Origin of the sequence: Pandoraea sp. (assembly GCF_004297875.1) — a bacterium.
In the GTDB taxonomy this organism is placed as follows: Bacteria; Pseudomonadota; Gammaproteobacteria; order Burkholderiales; family Burkholderiaceae; genus Pandoraea.
This window is the reverse complement of the sequence record NZ_SCSK01000046.1, coordinates 1-14,666: the sequence shown is the minus strand read 5'-3', so window position 1 is coordinate 14,666 and position 14,666 is coordinate 1. Positions and strand designations below refer to the sequence as shown.

General features: G+C 65.7%; 15 protein-coding genes. 6 read left to right on the top strand and 9 right to left on the bottom strand.

Features of this window, described 5'->3' with window-relative positions; all coding sequences use genetic code 11:
• Positions 1-61: 61 nt before the first annotated feature.
• Entirely contained in the window at positions 62-1,177 is a 1,116-nt protein-coding gene (locus EPN80_RS13525) for an NADH:flavin oxidoreductase/NADH oxidase (protein ID WP_293028060.1), read from the bottom strand.
• Between the two features lie 279 nt (positions 1,178-1,456).
• Between EPN80_RS13525 and EPN80_RS13520 the strand changes: the two genes are divergently transcribed.
• Positions 1,457-2,377: a LysR family transcriptional regulator gene (locus EPN80_RS13520; protein WP_293028058.1), complete on the top strand. Its 921-nt coding sequence runs from the start codon at positions 1,457-1,459 to the stop codon at positions 2,375-2,377.
• Between the two features lie 73 nt (positions 2,378-2,450).
• Here EPN80_RS13520 and EPN80_RS13515 read toward each other — a convergent pair whose 3' ends face one another.
• The 6 genes from EPN80_RS13515 to EPN80_RS13490 all read right to left on the bottom strand — a co-directional run bounded on the left by EPN80_RS13515 (position 2,451) and on the right by EPN80_RS13490 (position 8,501).
• Positions 2,451-2,951: a hypothetical protein gene (locus EPN80_RS13515; protein WP_293028055.1), complete on the bottom strand. Its 501-nt coding sequence runs from the start codon at positions 2,949-2,951 to the stop codon at positions 2,451-2,453.
• A gap of 71 nt (positions 2,952-3,022) precedes the next feature.
• Positions 3,023-3,793: a hypothetical protein gene (locus EPN80_RS13510; RefSeq protein ID WP_293028052.1), complete on the bottom strand. Its 771-nt coding sequence runs from the start codon at positions 3,791-3,793 to the stop codon at positions 3,023-3,025.
• A gap of 2 nt (positions 3,794-3,795) precedes the next feature.
• A complete protein-coding gene (locus EPN80_RS13505) occupies positions 3,796-4,809 on the bottom strand; it encodes a hypothetical protein (RefSeq protein ID WP_293028049.1) in 1,014 nt (337 codons plus the stop codon).
• Between the two features lie 55 nt (positions 4,810-4,864).
• On the bottom strand, positions 4,865-5,707 hold the full coding sequence (locus EPN80_RS13500; RefSeq protein WP_293028046.1) for a hypothetical protein: 843 nt from the start codon (positions 5,705-5,707) through the stop codon (positions 4,865-4,867).
• Between the two features lie 274 nt (positions 5,708-5,981).
• Positions 5,982-7,403: an outer membrane beta-barrel protein gene (locus tag EPN80_RS13495; protein WP_293028043.1), complete on the bottom strand. Its 1,422-nt coding sequence runs from the start codon at positions 7,401-7,403 to the stop codon at positions 5,982-5,984.
• A gap of 363 nt (positions 7,404-7,766) precedes the next feature.
• Complete coding sequence (locus tag EPN80_RS13490) at positions 7,767-8,501, bottom strand: siderophore-interacting protein (RefSeq protein WP_293028040.1); 735 nt, start codon at positions 8,499-8,501, stop codon at positions 7,767-7,769.
• Positions 8,502-8,536: 35 nt separating this feature from the next.
• Between EPN80_RS13490 and EPN80_RS13485 the strand changes: the two genes are divergently transcribed.
• The gene (locus EPN80_RS13485) at positions 8,537-9,010 is read left to right on the top strand and encodes a MarR family transcriptional regulator (protein WP_293028037.1); all 474 of its coding nucleotides are present in this window, start codon (positions 8,537-8,539) and stop codon (positions 9,008-9,010) included.
• A 139-nt stretch (positions 9,011-9,149) separates the two neighbouring features.
• Positions 9,150-9,566: a PilZ domain-containing protein gene (locus EPN80_RS13480; protein WP_293028034.1), complete on the top strand. Its 417-nt coding sequence runs from the start codon at positions 9,150-9,152 to the stop codon at positions 9,564-9,566.
• A 35-nt stretch (positions 9,567-9,601) separates the two neighbouring features.
• Here the strand turns inward: EPN80_RS13480 and EPN80_RS13475 are convergent, their stop codons facing one another.
• On the bottom strand, positions 9,602-10,315 hold the full coding sequence (locus tag EPN80_RS13475) for a GntR family transcriptional regulator (protein ID WP_293028032.1): 714 nt from the start codon (positions 10,313-10,315) through the stop codon (positions 9,602-9,604).
• 198 nt (positions 10,316-10,513) lie between these two features.
• On the opposite strand from EPN80_RS13475, the gene EPN80_RS13470 reads away from it, so the two are divergent.
• The 3 genes from EPN80_RS13470 to hydA are packed head-to-tail and all read left to right on the top strand — an operon-like array spanning position 10,514 to position 14,046.
• Positions 10,514-11,809 carry an MFS transporter gene (locus tag EPN80_RS13470; RefSeq protein ID WP_293028029.1) on the top strand — a complete coding sequence of 432 codons (1,296 nt, stop codon included), beginning with the start codon at positions 10,514-10,516 and terminating at the stop codon, positions 11,807-11,809.
• A gap of 32 nt (positions 11,810-11,841) precedes the next feature.
• Positions 11,842-12,570 carry an aspartate/glutamate racemase family protein gene (locus tag EPN80_RS13465; protein WP_293028026.1) on the top strand — a complete coding sequence of 243 codons (729 nt, stop codon included), beginning with the start codon at positions 11,842-11,844 and terminating at the stop codon, positions 12,568-12,570.
• 12 nt (positions 12,571-12,582) lie between these two features.
• A complete protein-coding gene (hydA, locus tag EPN80_RS13460) occupies positions 12,583-14,046 on the top strand; it encodes a dihydropyrimidinase (RefSeq protein ID WP_293028023.1) in 1,464 nt (487 codons plus the stop codon).
• A 178-nt stretch (positions 14,047-14,224) separates the two neighbouring features.
• On the opposite strand, the gene EPN80_RS13455 is transcribed toward hydA, so the two are convergent.
• Complete coding sequence (locus EPN80_RS13455; protein ID WP_293028020.1) at positions 14,225-14,536, bottom strand: HigA family addiction module antitoxin; 312 nt, start codon at positions 14,534-14,536, stop codon at positions 14,225-14,227.
• Between the last annotated feature and the right edge of the window lie 130 nt (positions 14,537-14,666).

Here is a 14,666-nt window from a genome sequence, read left to right as displayed (position 1 = left end):
CCTGCGGGTGGTGCGGTGAATCGGTGTGGCAGCAAGGCTGCGCGGGTTTGGGGTGCTGCAATTAACGTTGTCCGAACGAAGCGCCATCGAACACGCGAGCGGCGCCGCGCGGCTCGCAGCGCCAATACTGCGGCGGTGCCTTGAGCGTGGCGCCAAGCGCGGCGGCGGCGTGCCACGGCCAGCGCGGATCCCACAGGATGGCGCGCGCCAGTGCGACGAGGTCGGCGTCGCCATCCCGAATCGCCTGGTCGGCGCGCTGCGCATCGGTGATCAGGCCCACGCCGATGGTCGGCATGCCGACCGCTTCGCGCACGGCGCGGGCGAACGGCATCTGGTAATGCGGCCCGACCGCAATTTGCTGGCGCGGCGAGACGCCGCCGGTCGACACGTCGATCCAGTCGCAGCCGCGCTCGCGCAGGCGCTGCGCCAGGTCGATGGTCTGCGTCAGATCCCAGCCGCCGTCGACCCAGTCGGTGGCCGACACGCGCACGCCCAGGGGCTTGCCGGCGGGCCAGACGGCGCGCACGGCGTCGAACACCTCGAGCGGAAAACGCATGCGGTTCTCCAGCGAGCCGCCGTATTCGTCGCCGCGCTGGTTGGCCAGCGGCGAGAGAAACTGGTGCAGCAAGTAGCCATGCGCGAAATGCAGTTCCACGGCGGCCAGATCCAGCCGGGCCGCGCGCCGCGCGCTGGCGACGAACGCCTCGCGAATGCGCGCCAGGCCGGCGCGATCAAGTGCGGCCGGCAGCGCCTCGCCGTCATTGTGCGCCAAAGGCGATGGTGCGTACGTGGCCCAGCCGCCCTGGGCTGCGGGAATCAACTTGCCGCCGCGCCAGGGCGGCTCGCTCGAAGCCTTGCGTCCGGCATGGCACAACTGGATGCCGATCGGCATATCGCTATATTCGCGCACGGCCTCGAGCACGTTATCGAGCGCCTGTTCGTTGGCATCGGAATACAGGCCCAGGCAAAACGGCGTGATACGCCCGGCCGCCTCCACCGCGGTGGCCTCGAGCAGCAGCAGTCCGGCGCCGCTGAGCGACAGATTGCCGATATGCGTGCGATGCCAGGCGCTGGCCGAACCATCGAGCGCACTGTATTGGCACATCGGGCTGATGACGATACGGTTCTCGAGCTTGAGCGGCCCGAGTTCGAACGGCGAAAAAAGTGGTGCGCTCATCGAAAAAGCGAATCCTTGTGCGAAGCAGGTGAAGTTCCATGGCATTCGGACCGGCTCGCCGAGCGGGCGGGCGCAAGGAGCGGGACAAAGCCGCCGCGCCGACTTAGAATCGTATTACGCGATGCTCGGCGCATCCTGGCCAATGCGCTAACGCCCATAAGGATGGGGATTACCGAGCATTTTGGGAACTTCTCAATGTTCAATGCAGCCATCGTCAGCCGCGATGGCGCACATCGTAAATTTCTACGGGAAAACCCGCATCGGAGGGGAGAAATGCGCATGGCAAACGACCGGCCGCTGCGTTTCGACATGGAATCGCTGCGCATTTTCGTGGCGGTCGTCGAGGAGGGCAGCATCGCCGCCGCCTCGGTGCGCACGCACCTGGTCGCCTCGGCCGTGAGCAAGCGCGTCTCCGACCTGGAGAGCGACGCCGGCACACTGCTGCTGTATCGGCACAGCCGTGGCGTGCAGGCCACGCCGGCGGGCGAGGCGCTCTACCGGCACGCCAGGCGGATGATCGAGCATCTGCAGCAGATCGCCGACGAGTTGTCCGAATACTCGGAAGGCCTGCGTGGTCACACCCGCATCTACGTCAACTTCACAGCGATGGTCCAGTACCTGCCCGGGCCGCTGCATTCATTTTTGCGCGCCAATCCGGAAGTGCGCGTCGACATGGTCGAGAAGCGCAGCGACGAAGTGGTGCAGGCGATTGCCAGCGGTATCGCCGATCTGGGGCTTTGCTCGGCCACGCCCGGCACGCTGGGCGATCTGCAGTGGCGGCCCTACAGCACCGACACCCTGGTGCTGATCGTGCCGCCCGACCATCGGCTGGCCACACGCTCGAGCATCGAATTCGCCGAGGCGCTCGACGACGAGTTCGTCAGCATGCAGCACGGCACGTCGATCTCGAAGCTATGCCGTGCCGCGGCCGAGCGCAGCGGCAAGCGCCTGCGCGTGCGCATCGAGGTGACCAGCTTCGAGGGGGTGCGCAATATGGTCGGCGCCGGTCTCGGACTCGGCGTGCTGCCCGAAGACAGCGTGCGTCCCTATCTTCACTCCGCGCCGTTGCGCGTGGTGAAGCTCGAAGACCCGTGGGCGATGCGTCCGCTGCTGTTGCTCGCGCGCAATTTCGAGACGCTGCCGCTGCCCGCCCGCATGCTTGTCGATCATCTCGAACGGGCGCGCAAGCGCGCGCCTTAGCCAGGCCTTTTCACAGGCAAATTGAATGCCACGGAGGCCGAGTTCGCTCCGTGGCTACCCTGGGCGGTTCGCCTTAGCGGCCGCCTGCACCACCGCCGGCGCCACCACCCATGCCACCACCCATGCCGCCACCCATGCCGCCGCCTGCGCCACCGCCGAAGCCGCCACGGCCACCGGTGCTATTGCCGCGCGCGGGCGGCATGTCCGGCAGGGTCACGCCGCGCTCGCGCGCGCGTTCCTGCATTTGGCGGTGATGTTCCAGACGGATGGTTTCACGCTCGCGCGCGGTTTTCGCCGCGCGCATTCTGGCGCGGTATTCATTGCGTTCGCGCTGCGTCATCAACTGGCTGCCATAGATCGTGTCGCGCGATTGCGTCTGCGTGCGGTCGCGGGTTCTGTCCTGCAGGCGGTCCTGGTCTTGCAGGCGATCCCTGTCCTGTAACTGATCTTTCGTCTGATCCTGGGTGCGATCCTGAATGCGGTCCTGCGCGGTGGCGATGCCCACGTTTGCGCCCAACAGCAAAACGAGGGTCGACGACACGGCCAACGAACCAAGCAATTTGCGTGATTTCATGATGCTCTCCAATCTTTGCGTGCGGGCGATTGCCCGCGAGGGTGAGAAATTTTCTTAAAGAAGATGGCCGGCTACTTCGTGGGCGCGACTTCCGGCGCGCCAGCTTGCGATAACTGTTTGAGCCGCTGCGCTTCCGCGATCGCGGCGATGGCGCGCGCGCGGCTTGGCGGCAGGGGCGGCGCGCAAAGCGATTCGCTCACCACCGCTACCAGGTCCTCCGTCACTGGCCGCACCGAGACCATGCCCAGATAGGTGCCGGCCAGCAGCGGATCGGGATCCGGCTTTTCCAGTTCGGCCTGCATGTCGGCCAGCAAATAGCGCGCGGTCAGCGTGCCTTGCCGGGTGCCCGGCATCAGACCGTCGGCGAGCGCGTCGATACGCGCGAGATTGTTGCCGCTCAGGCGGGCCTGCGGCGATGCGAGCGCTGCCGAATGCGCGCATTTGCCGAACTGGCTCGCCGGCAGCACCGTCAACGGCGCGGCGGGCGTCGTGGTCGAGGTGCTTGGCGGGGTCTCGGGCGGCGGCGTGACGACGGGCGTGGTGCGCCCGCCGAGATAGCCCTGCCGGGACGATTCAGTCGCCTGCGGGGTGCGGCCGCTTGCGCCGCCGCCATTGGCGGCCGAGCCCGTGCCCGCGCCCGGGCTCGGATTGCTTACGCCACCCGCGCCGCCGCGATTGGAGGCGCCGTTCGCCCCGCCGCCGAGCGTGCCGTTCGAAGGGCCCGTGGCGGTGCTGGCGCGGCCCTGCGCGCCGGCATCGGGCAGCGTTGCCGCCGCGACGGCAAGTACAACGGTCAGCGGCAACGTCCATTGCCGGCGAATCTGGTCGGCCAAGCTTCGCATAGTCATTTCCTGGCGGTGGGTGCAGCGGCGAGCGCGGCTCGCTGCTGTTCGGCGATCTGGGCAATCTGGTCGGCTTGCGCGTCAGTCATCCTGGCGCACAGCAAAAAGCCGATTCTTTTGACTGCTGTGGGCGTGACCGGCGTTTTGGCCACCAGCCCGAGCAGGGTGCCCGCCAGTTCGGGATTTGGCGCGGGCTTGATCAGCTCGTTTTGCAGGTTGCCCATCAGGTAGGGCGAGACGATCTTGCCGCTGGCGGCCAGCGCGGGGTCGACTTCGCCGCGCGCTTCGTTCAGGCGCAACAGATTGCCGCCGCTGAATTGCTGCGTGGCCGCCATGCCCGGCGCCACGCCCTGGCAACGCTGCGAGCTGTCGAGCGAGCTGCGCACATTGACGGCCGGACCGCCGCCGGGGCCCGGTATGAAGTCGGAGGTCGCGGTGCCCGTGCCGGGATCGGTTGTCTCGGTGCCGGAGTCGGGCGGCGTCAATGGATCGCTCGGATTGGACCACCCGCCCCAGTAACGCAGGCGGGTGCGGCCAACGTCCTGCATGCTGGCCGCGCCGCTGCCGTAGCGCCCAACGCCCTCCGGCACCTGGCCGTTGCCGCGCACGCCGCTGCCGCCGCCGAACCGGTCGGCGCCCGGCGTCGGGTGCGAGATGGCCCCCTGGTGCTGACCGCTCTCGTGGCCTTGGTGCCCGTATCGCGTGCCGTGGCCTTTTTCGACCGTTCCCCCGGTTTCGCCGCCCCCTTCGTGCCCGCCGCCGCTACTGCCGCCGCCATGTCCGCCGCCGCCGCCACCGCTGTCGTGGCCGCTGCTGCTGCCGCCACTGTCGTGACCGCCGCTACCGCCGCTGCCGCCGCCACTGTCGTGGCCGCCGCCGGCGTCCTGTGCATACACGGTACCGATCATGCCGGGTGCGGCCGGCACGCCGGCGAGCTCCAATACGAGCAGTGGCGTGCCAATGATCGCGAGGGCAATTGCCGTGACGCGAACCTTATGTTGAATGACAGCGTTCATTTTCTTGACTCGAGCAATCGGTAGCGAGCGTCCTGGACGGTGGCGGGCGGGCCGATCAACCATGCGCTTCCGCAATCGCGGCGCGCACCGCTTCGGCTGCCGCGCCCAGATCGGTGTCCGAGACCCCCGCCGGCAATGTCAGCGACATGATCTTGTTGACCGCATCGACGGTTGCGGGGCTGACCGGCAGCGTTTTGTCGGATGCCGTGCCGATGAAGACCGCCGCCAGCAGCAGGGCGCGCGTGGCCGTGTTGGCGTCGTAGGTGCCCGAGGCGCTGACAATCTGGCCGGTGCTCAGCATGTCTTTGTAGAGCGCGAGGTTTTGCAGCGGCGAGTCGACCATCACGATCGACGTGTCGGTAAAGGTCGACTTGACCAGCGTCTGCAGCGCGGCGACCTTCTGATCCATGGAGAGTGTCGCGTTGTCGGCGATCGCCAGGACCTGGTTGTAGAACGTCGGCTGCATGCTCGAGAGCGCGTCGGCGAGCGAACGGTCAAGCACATGGGACGGCGCGCGTGCCACGTTCAGGCGACCCAGTTCGAGGTCCGAAGGAATGCCTTCTTGCGCCCAGGCAGGTTTGCCGCCTTGCGTGCCAGCCGCCGGCTTGGAGCCGCCGCCGCCGTACTTCGGCCCCTTGGCGTCGCTGTCGGCGCTCGGGCCGCCCTGGCCGGAGCCGCTCGCGCCGGGTTCGGTCGATGAGCCGTGCTTGCCTTTGCTGCCGCGGTCGGCGCTCGGGCCGCCCTGGCCTTTGGGTGTGCTGGTTTGGGCATGCACGGAAGCCACCGGCGCGATCGACGCCAGCCAGTTCGGGGCGATGCTGCTGACGCTGAGGGCCATGCCCAGCGACGCTGCGGCGGCAATGGCAATCTTGCTCAGGGGTAGGGTCTTGGTGGACATGATATTCCTCTGTGCTCGTGGTTGATTGAGTGCGCTTTAATGGTTGCGTTGGGAGCCAACCCACCTGGATTGGCTTGTATCACTCGATTGCATTGTTACAGTTGGCAACGCGCGGATATTGATGCGAATCAAGGGTTTCGCACCCCGCGCATCGCGTTGGATCAGGGTTTGAAAGAATGCGCCGAATACCTCATGCGCGGTGACCAAAGCATGCGGCGACGCGCCGGCAAATCGGTACCGGCGCGCGAGCGAAGTTGACGGGAATTGGCGCGGGTCAGTGCGAGAACGGAATCGCCACGCGAGCCATCACGGTGTATTGATTGAAGTCTTCGGTGGGCACGCTCGAATTCAGCCTGCGACCGGTGACGCTCAGATCGAAATACAGATTCCGGTGCAAGCGATAGACAAGCCCCAGCGTGAGTCCGTAGTAGTCGTCGGTGCGGGAGATGCCCTTGTAGGCGACGTGAGACAGCGAGCCTGTGCCGCGCACTGTCAGCTTGTCGGTCAGCTGTTGCTCGACGCCCAGCGACGCATAGGTGTTGACGTAGCTCGACGACACCAGCACCACGCTGGGCGACGGTGTCGACGTCACGGTGGTTTCCTCGATGGTCCGGTCGAGGTACGCGGTCACGGAGGTGCGACTGGTGGCCGACCACTGCAGCGCAGTTCCAATTACCGGCGCGCTGACATTGGCAAAGCGCGGGTCCTGGTAGTCCTGTTGCATCCACCCGGCAAAGGCGTCGAGTTTCAGTACACGCGGAACATTCCAGCGCACGCCCGCCAGGTAGCGCATGCCGCTCGAGTCGCGCTGATAACCCAGATCGTCGACCGCGCTGTCGTAGCGCCGGTTGTCGAAGGCGATCTGCACGTAGGGCTCGACACGCGGTGTGATTTCATACCCGACGCGCACGCCGCCGGCATATTGCCAGCGGTCGCGGTCCTGGTTGTTGATGATATTGATGACGCCGCTGCCGGTGAGGAAGTTGACGTTGTTGTAAGTCAGTTGCTGGGCGGTGCCGGCTACGCGCACGGTGACGCGGCCAAACTGGTGGAACACGCCGCCATACAGCCGCAACTGATGATACTGGGTGGGCGTCAACCCATTGCGCGCCGAGGGCGACTCGCGGTCTTCATGCTCCTGCGAGAAGTGCACGCCGCCATACACGTTGGTATCCGAACTGAAATCGTAGCGCCCTTCGGTGCTCAAATGATAGTCATTCGAGTTTTCCGACGTATAGGTCGAATACCGCGTGCTGTCGAGCGACGCATGAAAATCCAGTTCGTGCTTGGTCCAGTTCGACAGCGCCCACAGCGCCGGCGAGAAAACCCAGGCGCGGTCGCTCAGCCACGTGTCGTTGGGCGAAAAGAAGACGTTGCTGTCGTACATCCATGTCGCATCGAGCTCGGGGTAAAGCAAAAAAGAGCCAAGCGAGAATGGGGCGCCGGCGGCGCTTACCGGGCTGGCCGGCGTCGGAATGCGATCCGGCGCCTTGCCGGGCACGGCGTTGTCGACCGGTGCCTGTGCCGGCAGGCTGGGCACTTGCGCCGAGGGCGATGGCTGATCGGCGGTGGGCGATTGCGGGACCAGTTCCTGGCCGAGCGCCGGGACCGACCACACCAGGGCAGCGGCCACCAGCGACAGCACCGTTCTGTGATGCCGGCTCAGCCAGTTGGCCTCTGACGCTCGCCGCGCCATGCTCCGGCATCCTGCGGCCGTGGTTTTCCCCGTTTTTGCGCACTCGTTCGACATCTTCGTTTCTCCCGGCGCCATGCTGCGGTGTTGGGTGTCAACCACGGGCGCATGGTGCGTTCATTTGTCGGCTCAGCATAGTCGCGAGCTTGACCGGGGGGTTTGATTTTTTACAAACAGTTTGCAGTTACTCCGTCACCTTGAGGGTTGCGTTGCGGGCGGCCCACAGACCCTGCCCGGCCGTGCTTGACGGCGCGGCCGGGCAGGGGGTTGCGGCAATGGCGCAGGCGAAGCGGGGAAGGCGGGAGTGAGGGCGGAATGAGGATAAGGGGGGACGGCGAGGGCGCGAATACCGTGCCACCCGCCTGCCTATTCCAGGTGCTCGTGAAAACTCGACGCGCCCTGTTTCCAGTAGGCCGCCACGCGCATCGCCTCTTTCGGCAGGCCTTGCTCGCGCAGCAGGATCTCGCGCGCTTTGGCCATCACCGCGGCCTCGCCCGCGCACCAGGCAAAGCCCTCGCCGGACGGCAGCCGCAACGCGCTTAGCGTCGCCAGGAAAGCGTCGGCGCTGGCGACCCAGCGCACGTCGCATTGCGCGCGGCTGGAAAACTCGCGCCGGTCGCCCGGCTCGCCCAGTGCCACCACGATGGCGCGGGTGCTCTCGGGCAGCTCCTCCAGGCGCCGGCTGATGGCGGGCAGGGCAGTGGCGTCGCCTGCCAGCAGGTGCCAGTCATAGTCGGTGGGAATGATTAACGAACCGCGCGGGCCGGCAACGATCGCAGGCTGGCCGACGCGGGTGCTGCGCGCCCAGGTCGAAGCCGCGCCCGCGCCATGACGTGCGAATTCGATGGTCAGTTCGCGCGCGGCCGCGTCGAAGCGGCGCGGCGTATAGTGGCGCCCCACCGGTTCGCCCTGCGCATCGAGCACCATGAGTTTGATATGATCGTCGAACGAGTCGGACACAAAGCCTGCCAGCGCCTCGCCCGCGAAAGTAATCGTGACGAAATTGGGGCCCAGCGCCTCGATGCGGGCGACCTCGACCTCCCGATGCCGCAATTCATGACGGACCCGGCGCACGCGGCGCGTACCGATCGCGTTTTCCATCGCCTTCTCCAAATTGGTTGATAATGACACCTATTATGCGAAAACAAGTTGATAAAGTCAACCAGATGCCGGATGCCTCGCCTGACGAGGTTTTCGAGTCGATCCATACCATCATGCATCTGTACCGTTCGCGGCAATATCGCGCGTTACGCGAAGGCCCGCACGAACTCACGCATATGGAAGACAAAGTGCTGGGATACTTCTCGCGGCACCCCGGCGCCACGCAGAGCGACCTGGCGGCTCACTCCGGGCGCGACAAGGCGCAGCTGACCCGGTTGATCCGGGGGCTGCGCGACAAGGGCCTGCTCGATGCCGAGGTCGACGAAAACGACCGGCGCAGCACCCGGCTGCATGTGAGCGCGTCCGGCAAGGCCATGCATCGGGCGGTGCACGCGCTGGGCGCGCGGCTGGCGCGCCGCGCAATGGCCGGCCTGAGCGACGCCGAAAGCCGGCAACTGGCGGCGCTGCTCGCGCGGGTGCAAACGACCCTGGAAGCGGAACCCGAATAAGCCGCGCGAGCGTTGCGCCATGGGCGGCAAGGGTTTCCCCTATTGCCGGTGTGCCAACTCCTGGCTAGACTGACGTCGCTGAGCGATCTCAATCTGCCCCACCGCCCGGGGATGCACTGAGAAGTCATGGGGGGAGCCGATGGCCTCGACAACCAATGATATTGCTTCAAAACTAGGCCTATCGCCCGTCTTTCCCGAGCGACGCAAAGAGCCTCGATTTCGCGTGAACTGGCATGCGTTGCTCGATTTCGCCGGGGCCGTGTCGACCATCCGCGTCTGGGACATCTCCAGGGAAGGCTTGAGCATCATCACTGATGCGGCGATTCCGCTCGACACCACGCTGACCCTGCTGGTCGTGGGCGATCGCGCCGAGGGGCGTGGCCAGCCGGTCGCCGTGCCGCTCAAGGCGGCCGTGCGCAACCGCACCGGCACGAGCGGCGGCTATCGCCTGGGCGCCCACATCGAGAGCATCGACACTGCGAGCTGGAAGTTCCTGCTCACCGGGTCGGCCGAGCCGGATGCCGGCGAGGGCGACGGCGAGTACCGCGAGTATTGACACTCGCCGGACCGACTGTCACCTGGGCGCCAGCCTCAACCCTTTGCGCCGGCGCGTTTAACCAGCGGGCCGCGCAGGATCTTCATCACCTCGGCGGCGGTGTGTTCGGAGTGATCGCGCAAAATGGCCGCCAGCCGCCCGCCGTCGCGCGCGCGCAGCGCCTGCATGATGGCATCGTGCTCCTCGAACGACTCCTTCCAGCGCAACACGTCGGCGTTCGCGACACCGCGCGCCCGATACACCTTGGCCATCAGCGTCGCATACATGGAGGCGAGCACCGGATTGCCGGTGGCGGCCACCAATTGCACGTGAATCTCCTGATTGGCGCGATAATAGGCCAGGCGCTTGCCCTCGCGATGATAGTCGGCCATGCGCTGATGCTGTTCGGCCAGCCGCGCCAGCGTGGCATCGTCGATGCGCTCGGCGAGCAGGCGCCCGGTCATTTCCTCCAGGCCGTGCAGCACTTCGAAGATCGCCGCGAGCTCGTCCAGATCGATCGGCGCCACCCGAAACCCCATATGCTGGCGATGCGTGACGTGCCCCTCGAGGGCAAGCATCTTGAGCGCTTCGCGCAGCGGCGTCTTGGAAATGTCGAACGCCTCGCACAGCTCGCGCTCGTTGATATGCTGCCCGGGGGCGAGCTCGCCCTCCTGGATCATCTCCCGCAGCCGTTGCGCGGTAGCCTCGTGCATGCCGCCTCGGCGCAGGCTGGCGCGCCGTGCGACCCCTGGGTCAACTTTGACATCCATACCGCGCATCCCCTTTGCGTTGAATTCCGGCAAGAGCATAAGGCAAAACCATACGTTTTAAAAAAATCACAATAAATCAATATATTACGTAATTTGTAATTATTGATTAATCATAATATACTCCGTTCGACACGTGTCGATCCATCAGCTTGGCCGGCTGATCCGTATCAAATATTTCCGACACCGACAGGAGGGGACATGGACGCACCGTCTATTGCCGTGCCTACGCAGGCCAAGACAACCGTACGCTGGAAAATTTTCTTGATCATGTTGATGCTGATATCAATCAACTACGTCGACCGGGCTTCGCTGTCGGTCGCGATGCCGCTGATATCGAAGGAATTCAACCTGAGCCCGGCCATGCAGGGGTTCATTCTCAGCTCGTTTTTCTGGACCTACGCGCTGATGCAGATCCCAGGCGGCATGCTGGCCGACCGCTTCAAGCCGCGCATCGTGATCGCGCTGGCCACCGTCTTCTGGGGATTCTTCCAGGCCATCGCGGCGGGCTGCACCAGCGCCTTCACGCTGGTGCTCACGCGCCTCGGGCTGGGCGCGGCCGAAGCGCCGATCTACCCGGCCGGCGGCAAGCTCAATGCCATCTGGATGACGCCGCACGAGCGCGGCCGCGGCGCCACCCTGCTCGACGGCGGCGCACCCCTGGGCGCGGCGCTCGGGGCCGTGATCATCTCCAGCCTGATCGCCGTGATCGGTTCGTGGCGGCTGTCGTTCGTGGTGGCCGGCGTGGGCACCATGCTGGTCGGCCTGCTGGCCTGGTATTACATTCGCAACCATCCGCGCGAGCATCCGGCCGTCAACGACGCCGAGGCCAGCTACATCGAAGCCGCCGCCACCCACGAGCACAGCCAGGAGCCGGCCAACCTTAGCGGGCGCAGCCTCGACTTCTTCAAATACCGCTCGGTGTGGTGCATGGTGTTCGGCTGGATGTGCTTCAACGCGCTGTTCTACGGCCTGCTGACGTGGATGCCGACTTACCTGAACAAGGTGCAGGGCCTGAACATCGCGCAGATGGGCGGCGCCACCTTCATCATCTTTTTCTCCGGATTCGTCGGCGAGATCTTCGGCGGCTGGCTGGCCGACCAATGGCGCGCGCGCGGCGCAAGCGCCAACCAGGTCATGCGCGTGCTGTTCGGCATCGCCGCGCTGATCGCCACCGCATCGATCTTTTCGGTAGCCTATGCAACGACGCCGATGATGGTCGTGATTCTGCTTTCCACCACGTTGTTCTTCCTGCGCTGGTGCGGCATGTACTGGTGCATCCCGTCGCTGCTCGGCACCCGCAACAAGGTGGGCTTCCTGGGCGGCACGATGAACCTCGGCGGCAACATCGCCGGCGTCTCGGTACCGATTATCGTGGGCCTGATAGTGCAGGCCACCGGTTCCTATTTTCTCGCGCTGATGTTCTTTGCGGCGGCGGGCATCGGCCTGTTCGTATGCTCGACGCTGATCGACTATCAACGCAAATTGCCGGTCTGAAGGCCGGAACCCTCGATGGAGTATGACCTTAAATGAGTAAACGTATCCTGCTGGGCATGTTGACCCCCTCGTCCAACACCGCGCTCGAACCATTGACGAGCGCCATGGTGGCCGGGCTGCCGGGCGTCTCCGCCCATTTCTCCCGCTTTACCGTCACGGAAATCTCGCTCAAGGACCGCGCCCTCGGCCAGTTCGACGACAGCAAGATCATCGAAGCGGCCAAGCTGCTGGCCGACGCCAAGGTCGACGTGATCGGCTGGAACGGCACCTCCTCGGGCTGGCTCGGCTTCGAGGCCGACCGCCGCCTGTGCGAGCGCATCACCGAAGCCACCGGCATCCCCGCCACCACCTCGGTGCTCGCGCTCAACGAGATCCTCGAAAAAACCGGCGCCAAGCGCTTCGGGCTGGCCACGCCGTACCTCGACGACGTGCAGGAAAAAATCGTCAGCAACTACGCCAGCGAGGGTTTTCAGTGCGTGGCCGAGCGCCATCTGGGGCTGCACGTGAACTTCAGCTTCTCCGAAGTCACCGAAGACCAGATTCGCGGCATGGTGCGCGACGTCGCCCGCGACCGGCCCGAGGCGATTACCACCTTCTGCACCAACCTCAAGGCCGCGCACCTGGTGCCCGAGCTGGAGCGCGAAACCGGCATTCCGATCTATGACACGATCGCCACCGTGGTGTGGAAATCGCTGCGCATGGCCGGCTTCGACACCACCCAGGTCAAGGGCTGGGGCCGGCTGTTCCAGGAAGTCGCCTAAGGAGGGCCGCACATGCCATCGCACACCCCCGATCAGGCGGCAGACAGGGACGGCTTCGACCTGGTGATTCGCCATGCCGACGTCGCCACGGCATCCGATCGCTTCACCTGCGACATCGGCGTGCGCGATGGCGTGATCACCGCCCTGGCCAGGCGCCTGCCCGAAGGGCGCCGGGAAATCGACGCGGCCGGGCGCCTGGTGCTGCCCGGCGGCGTCGACGCGCACTGCCACCTCGACCAGCCCATGCCCGACGGCATGCGCATGGCCGACGACTTCATCACCGGCACCCGCTCGGCCGCCTGTGGCGGCACCACCACGGTGATTCCGTTCGCCGCGCAGGCCAAGGGCGAGTCGCTGGCCGCCGCGGTGGCCGACTACCACCGCCGCGCCGAGGGCAAGGCCGCCATCGACTACGCGTTTCACCTGATCGTCAGCGACCCGACCCCGGCGGTGCTCGAGCAGGAGCTGCCGCGCCTGATCGCGCAGGGCTACACGTCGTTCAAGATCTACATGACCTACGACGACCTCAAGCTCAATGACCGGCAGATTCTCGAAGTGCTCGACGTCGCGCGCCAGCACCGCGCGCTGGTCATGGTGCACGCCGAAAACGCCGACTGCATCGGCTGGCTCACCGACCGCCTTTCTGCGGCCGGGCACACCGCGCCGCGCTACCACGCGATGTCGCGGCCCAGCGCGGTGGAGCGCGAAGCCACGCACCGCGCCATCACCTTCGCGGAACTCGTCGACGTGCCGATCCTGATCGTGCACGTCTCGGGGCGCGAAGCCATCGAGCAGATACGCTGGGCGCACGGGCAGGGCCTGCGCATCTACGCCGAAACCTGTCCGCAATACCTGTACCTCACTGCCGACGACCTGGGCCTGGACGACCATGGCTACCACGGCGCCAAATGCGTGTGCAGCCCGCCGCCGCGCGACGCGCAAAACCGCGACGTGGTCTGGAACGCCATCGCCGACGGCCTGTTCAGCGTATTCTCGTCGGACCACGCGCCGTTTCGCTATGACGACCCGCACGGCAAAAAACTGCACGGGCAGGAACAGCCGTTCCAATACATTCCCAACGGCATCCCCGGCCTCGAAACCCGGCTGCCGCTGCTGTTCTCGGGCGGCGTCATGAGCGGCCTGATCGACGTGCACCGCTTCGTCGCCCTGACTGCCACCGAGCCGGCCAAACTCTACGGCCTGTACCCGCGCAAGGGCACCATCGCCGTCGGCGCCGACGCCGACCTCGTGCTGTGGGACACCGAGCGGCGCGTCACCATCCGCAACCGCGACCTGCACCACGCCGTCGACTACACCCCCTACGAAGGCACCGAAGTGCAAGGCTGGCCGGTACTCACCATCGCCGCCGGCAAAGTCGTCTGCGACAACGGCCAATTCGTCGGTGAACCAGGCGCAGGGCGATTCCTGCCCTGCGGCACCCCGGCGGCGTTCGTGCAACCGCCGCGCCGGGGCTAACGCAACCGCAAAAGCGGGGCAACAAAAAAGACCACCGCACACCCAAACGGGCGTTGCGCGTGGTCTTTTTCACGGGTACTGGATGTGGGCTTCGCGGCCGCACCGCTGTTCGTGAAGCCTTCGACCGGCGTGACTTCAGAGGTGCGAAGCGGGACGAGAGGGCTCCTCCGCCTTGGCGTCAATGACCGCGTTCTGCCGGCGCGTGCTTAACGCGCAACTTCCGTCTCTGCCGGCGTGCCTGCCAGAGATCATAGGCGGTCTGCCCGGCCAGCCAGACGTCGGCACGGCCGCCGCGCTCGACACCTAGCCACGCCTCGATGCGTAGCGCCATCTCCGGTGAAATCGCGGCGTGCTCGTTGAGTACGCGCGAGAGCGCGGAGCGCGTAACCCCGAGCTGTTGCGCAGCCTGCGTGACCGTCAGGCCGAGCGCGGGCAGTACGTCCTCGCGCAGCGTGGCGCCAGGGTGCGGCGGACTGAATATACGACTCATTGAAACAACTCCTAGTGTTATGTCCCAGAAATAACTTTACATAAATTTGCATTGCTTTATGATCGAATCACTGTGGACAGGAGGCGATCATGGGGCGCAAGGGAATCGAGATTTTGACGTCGGATCTGGA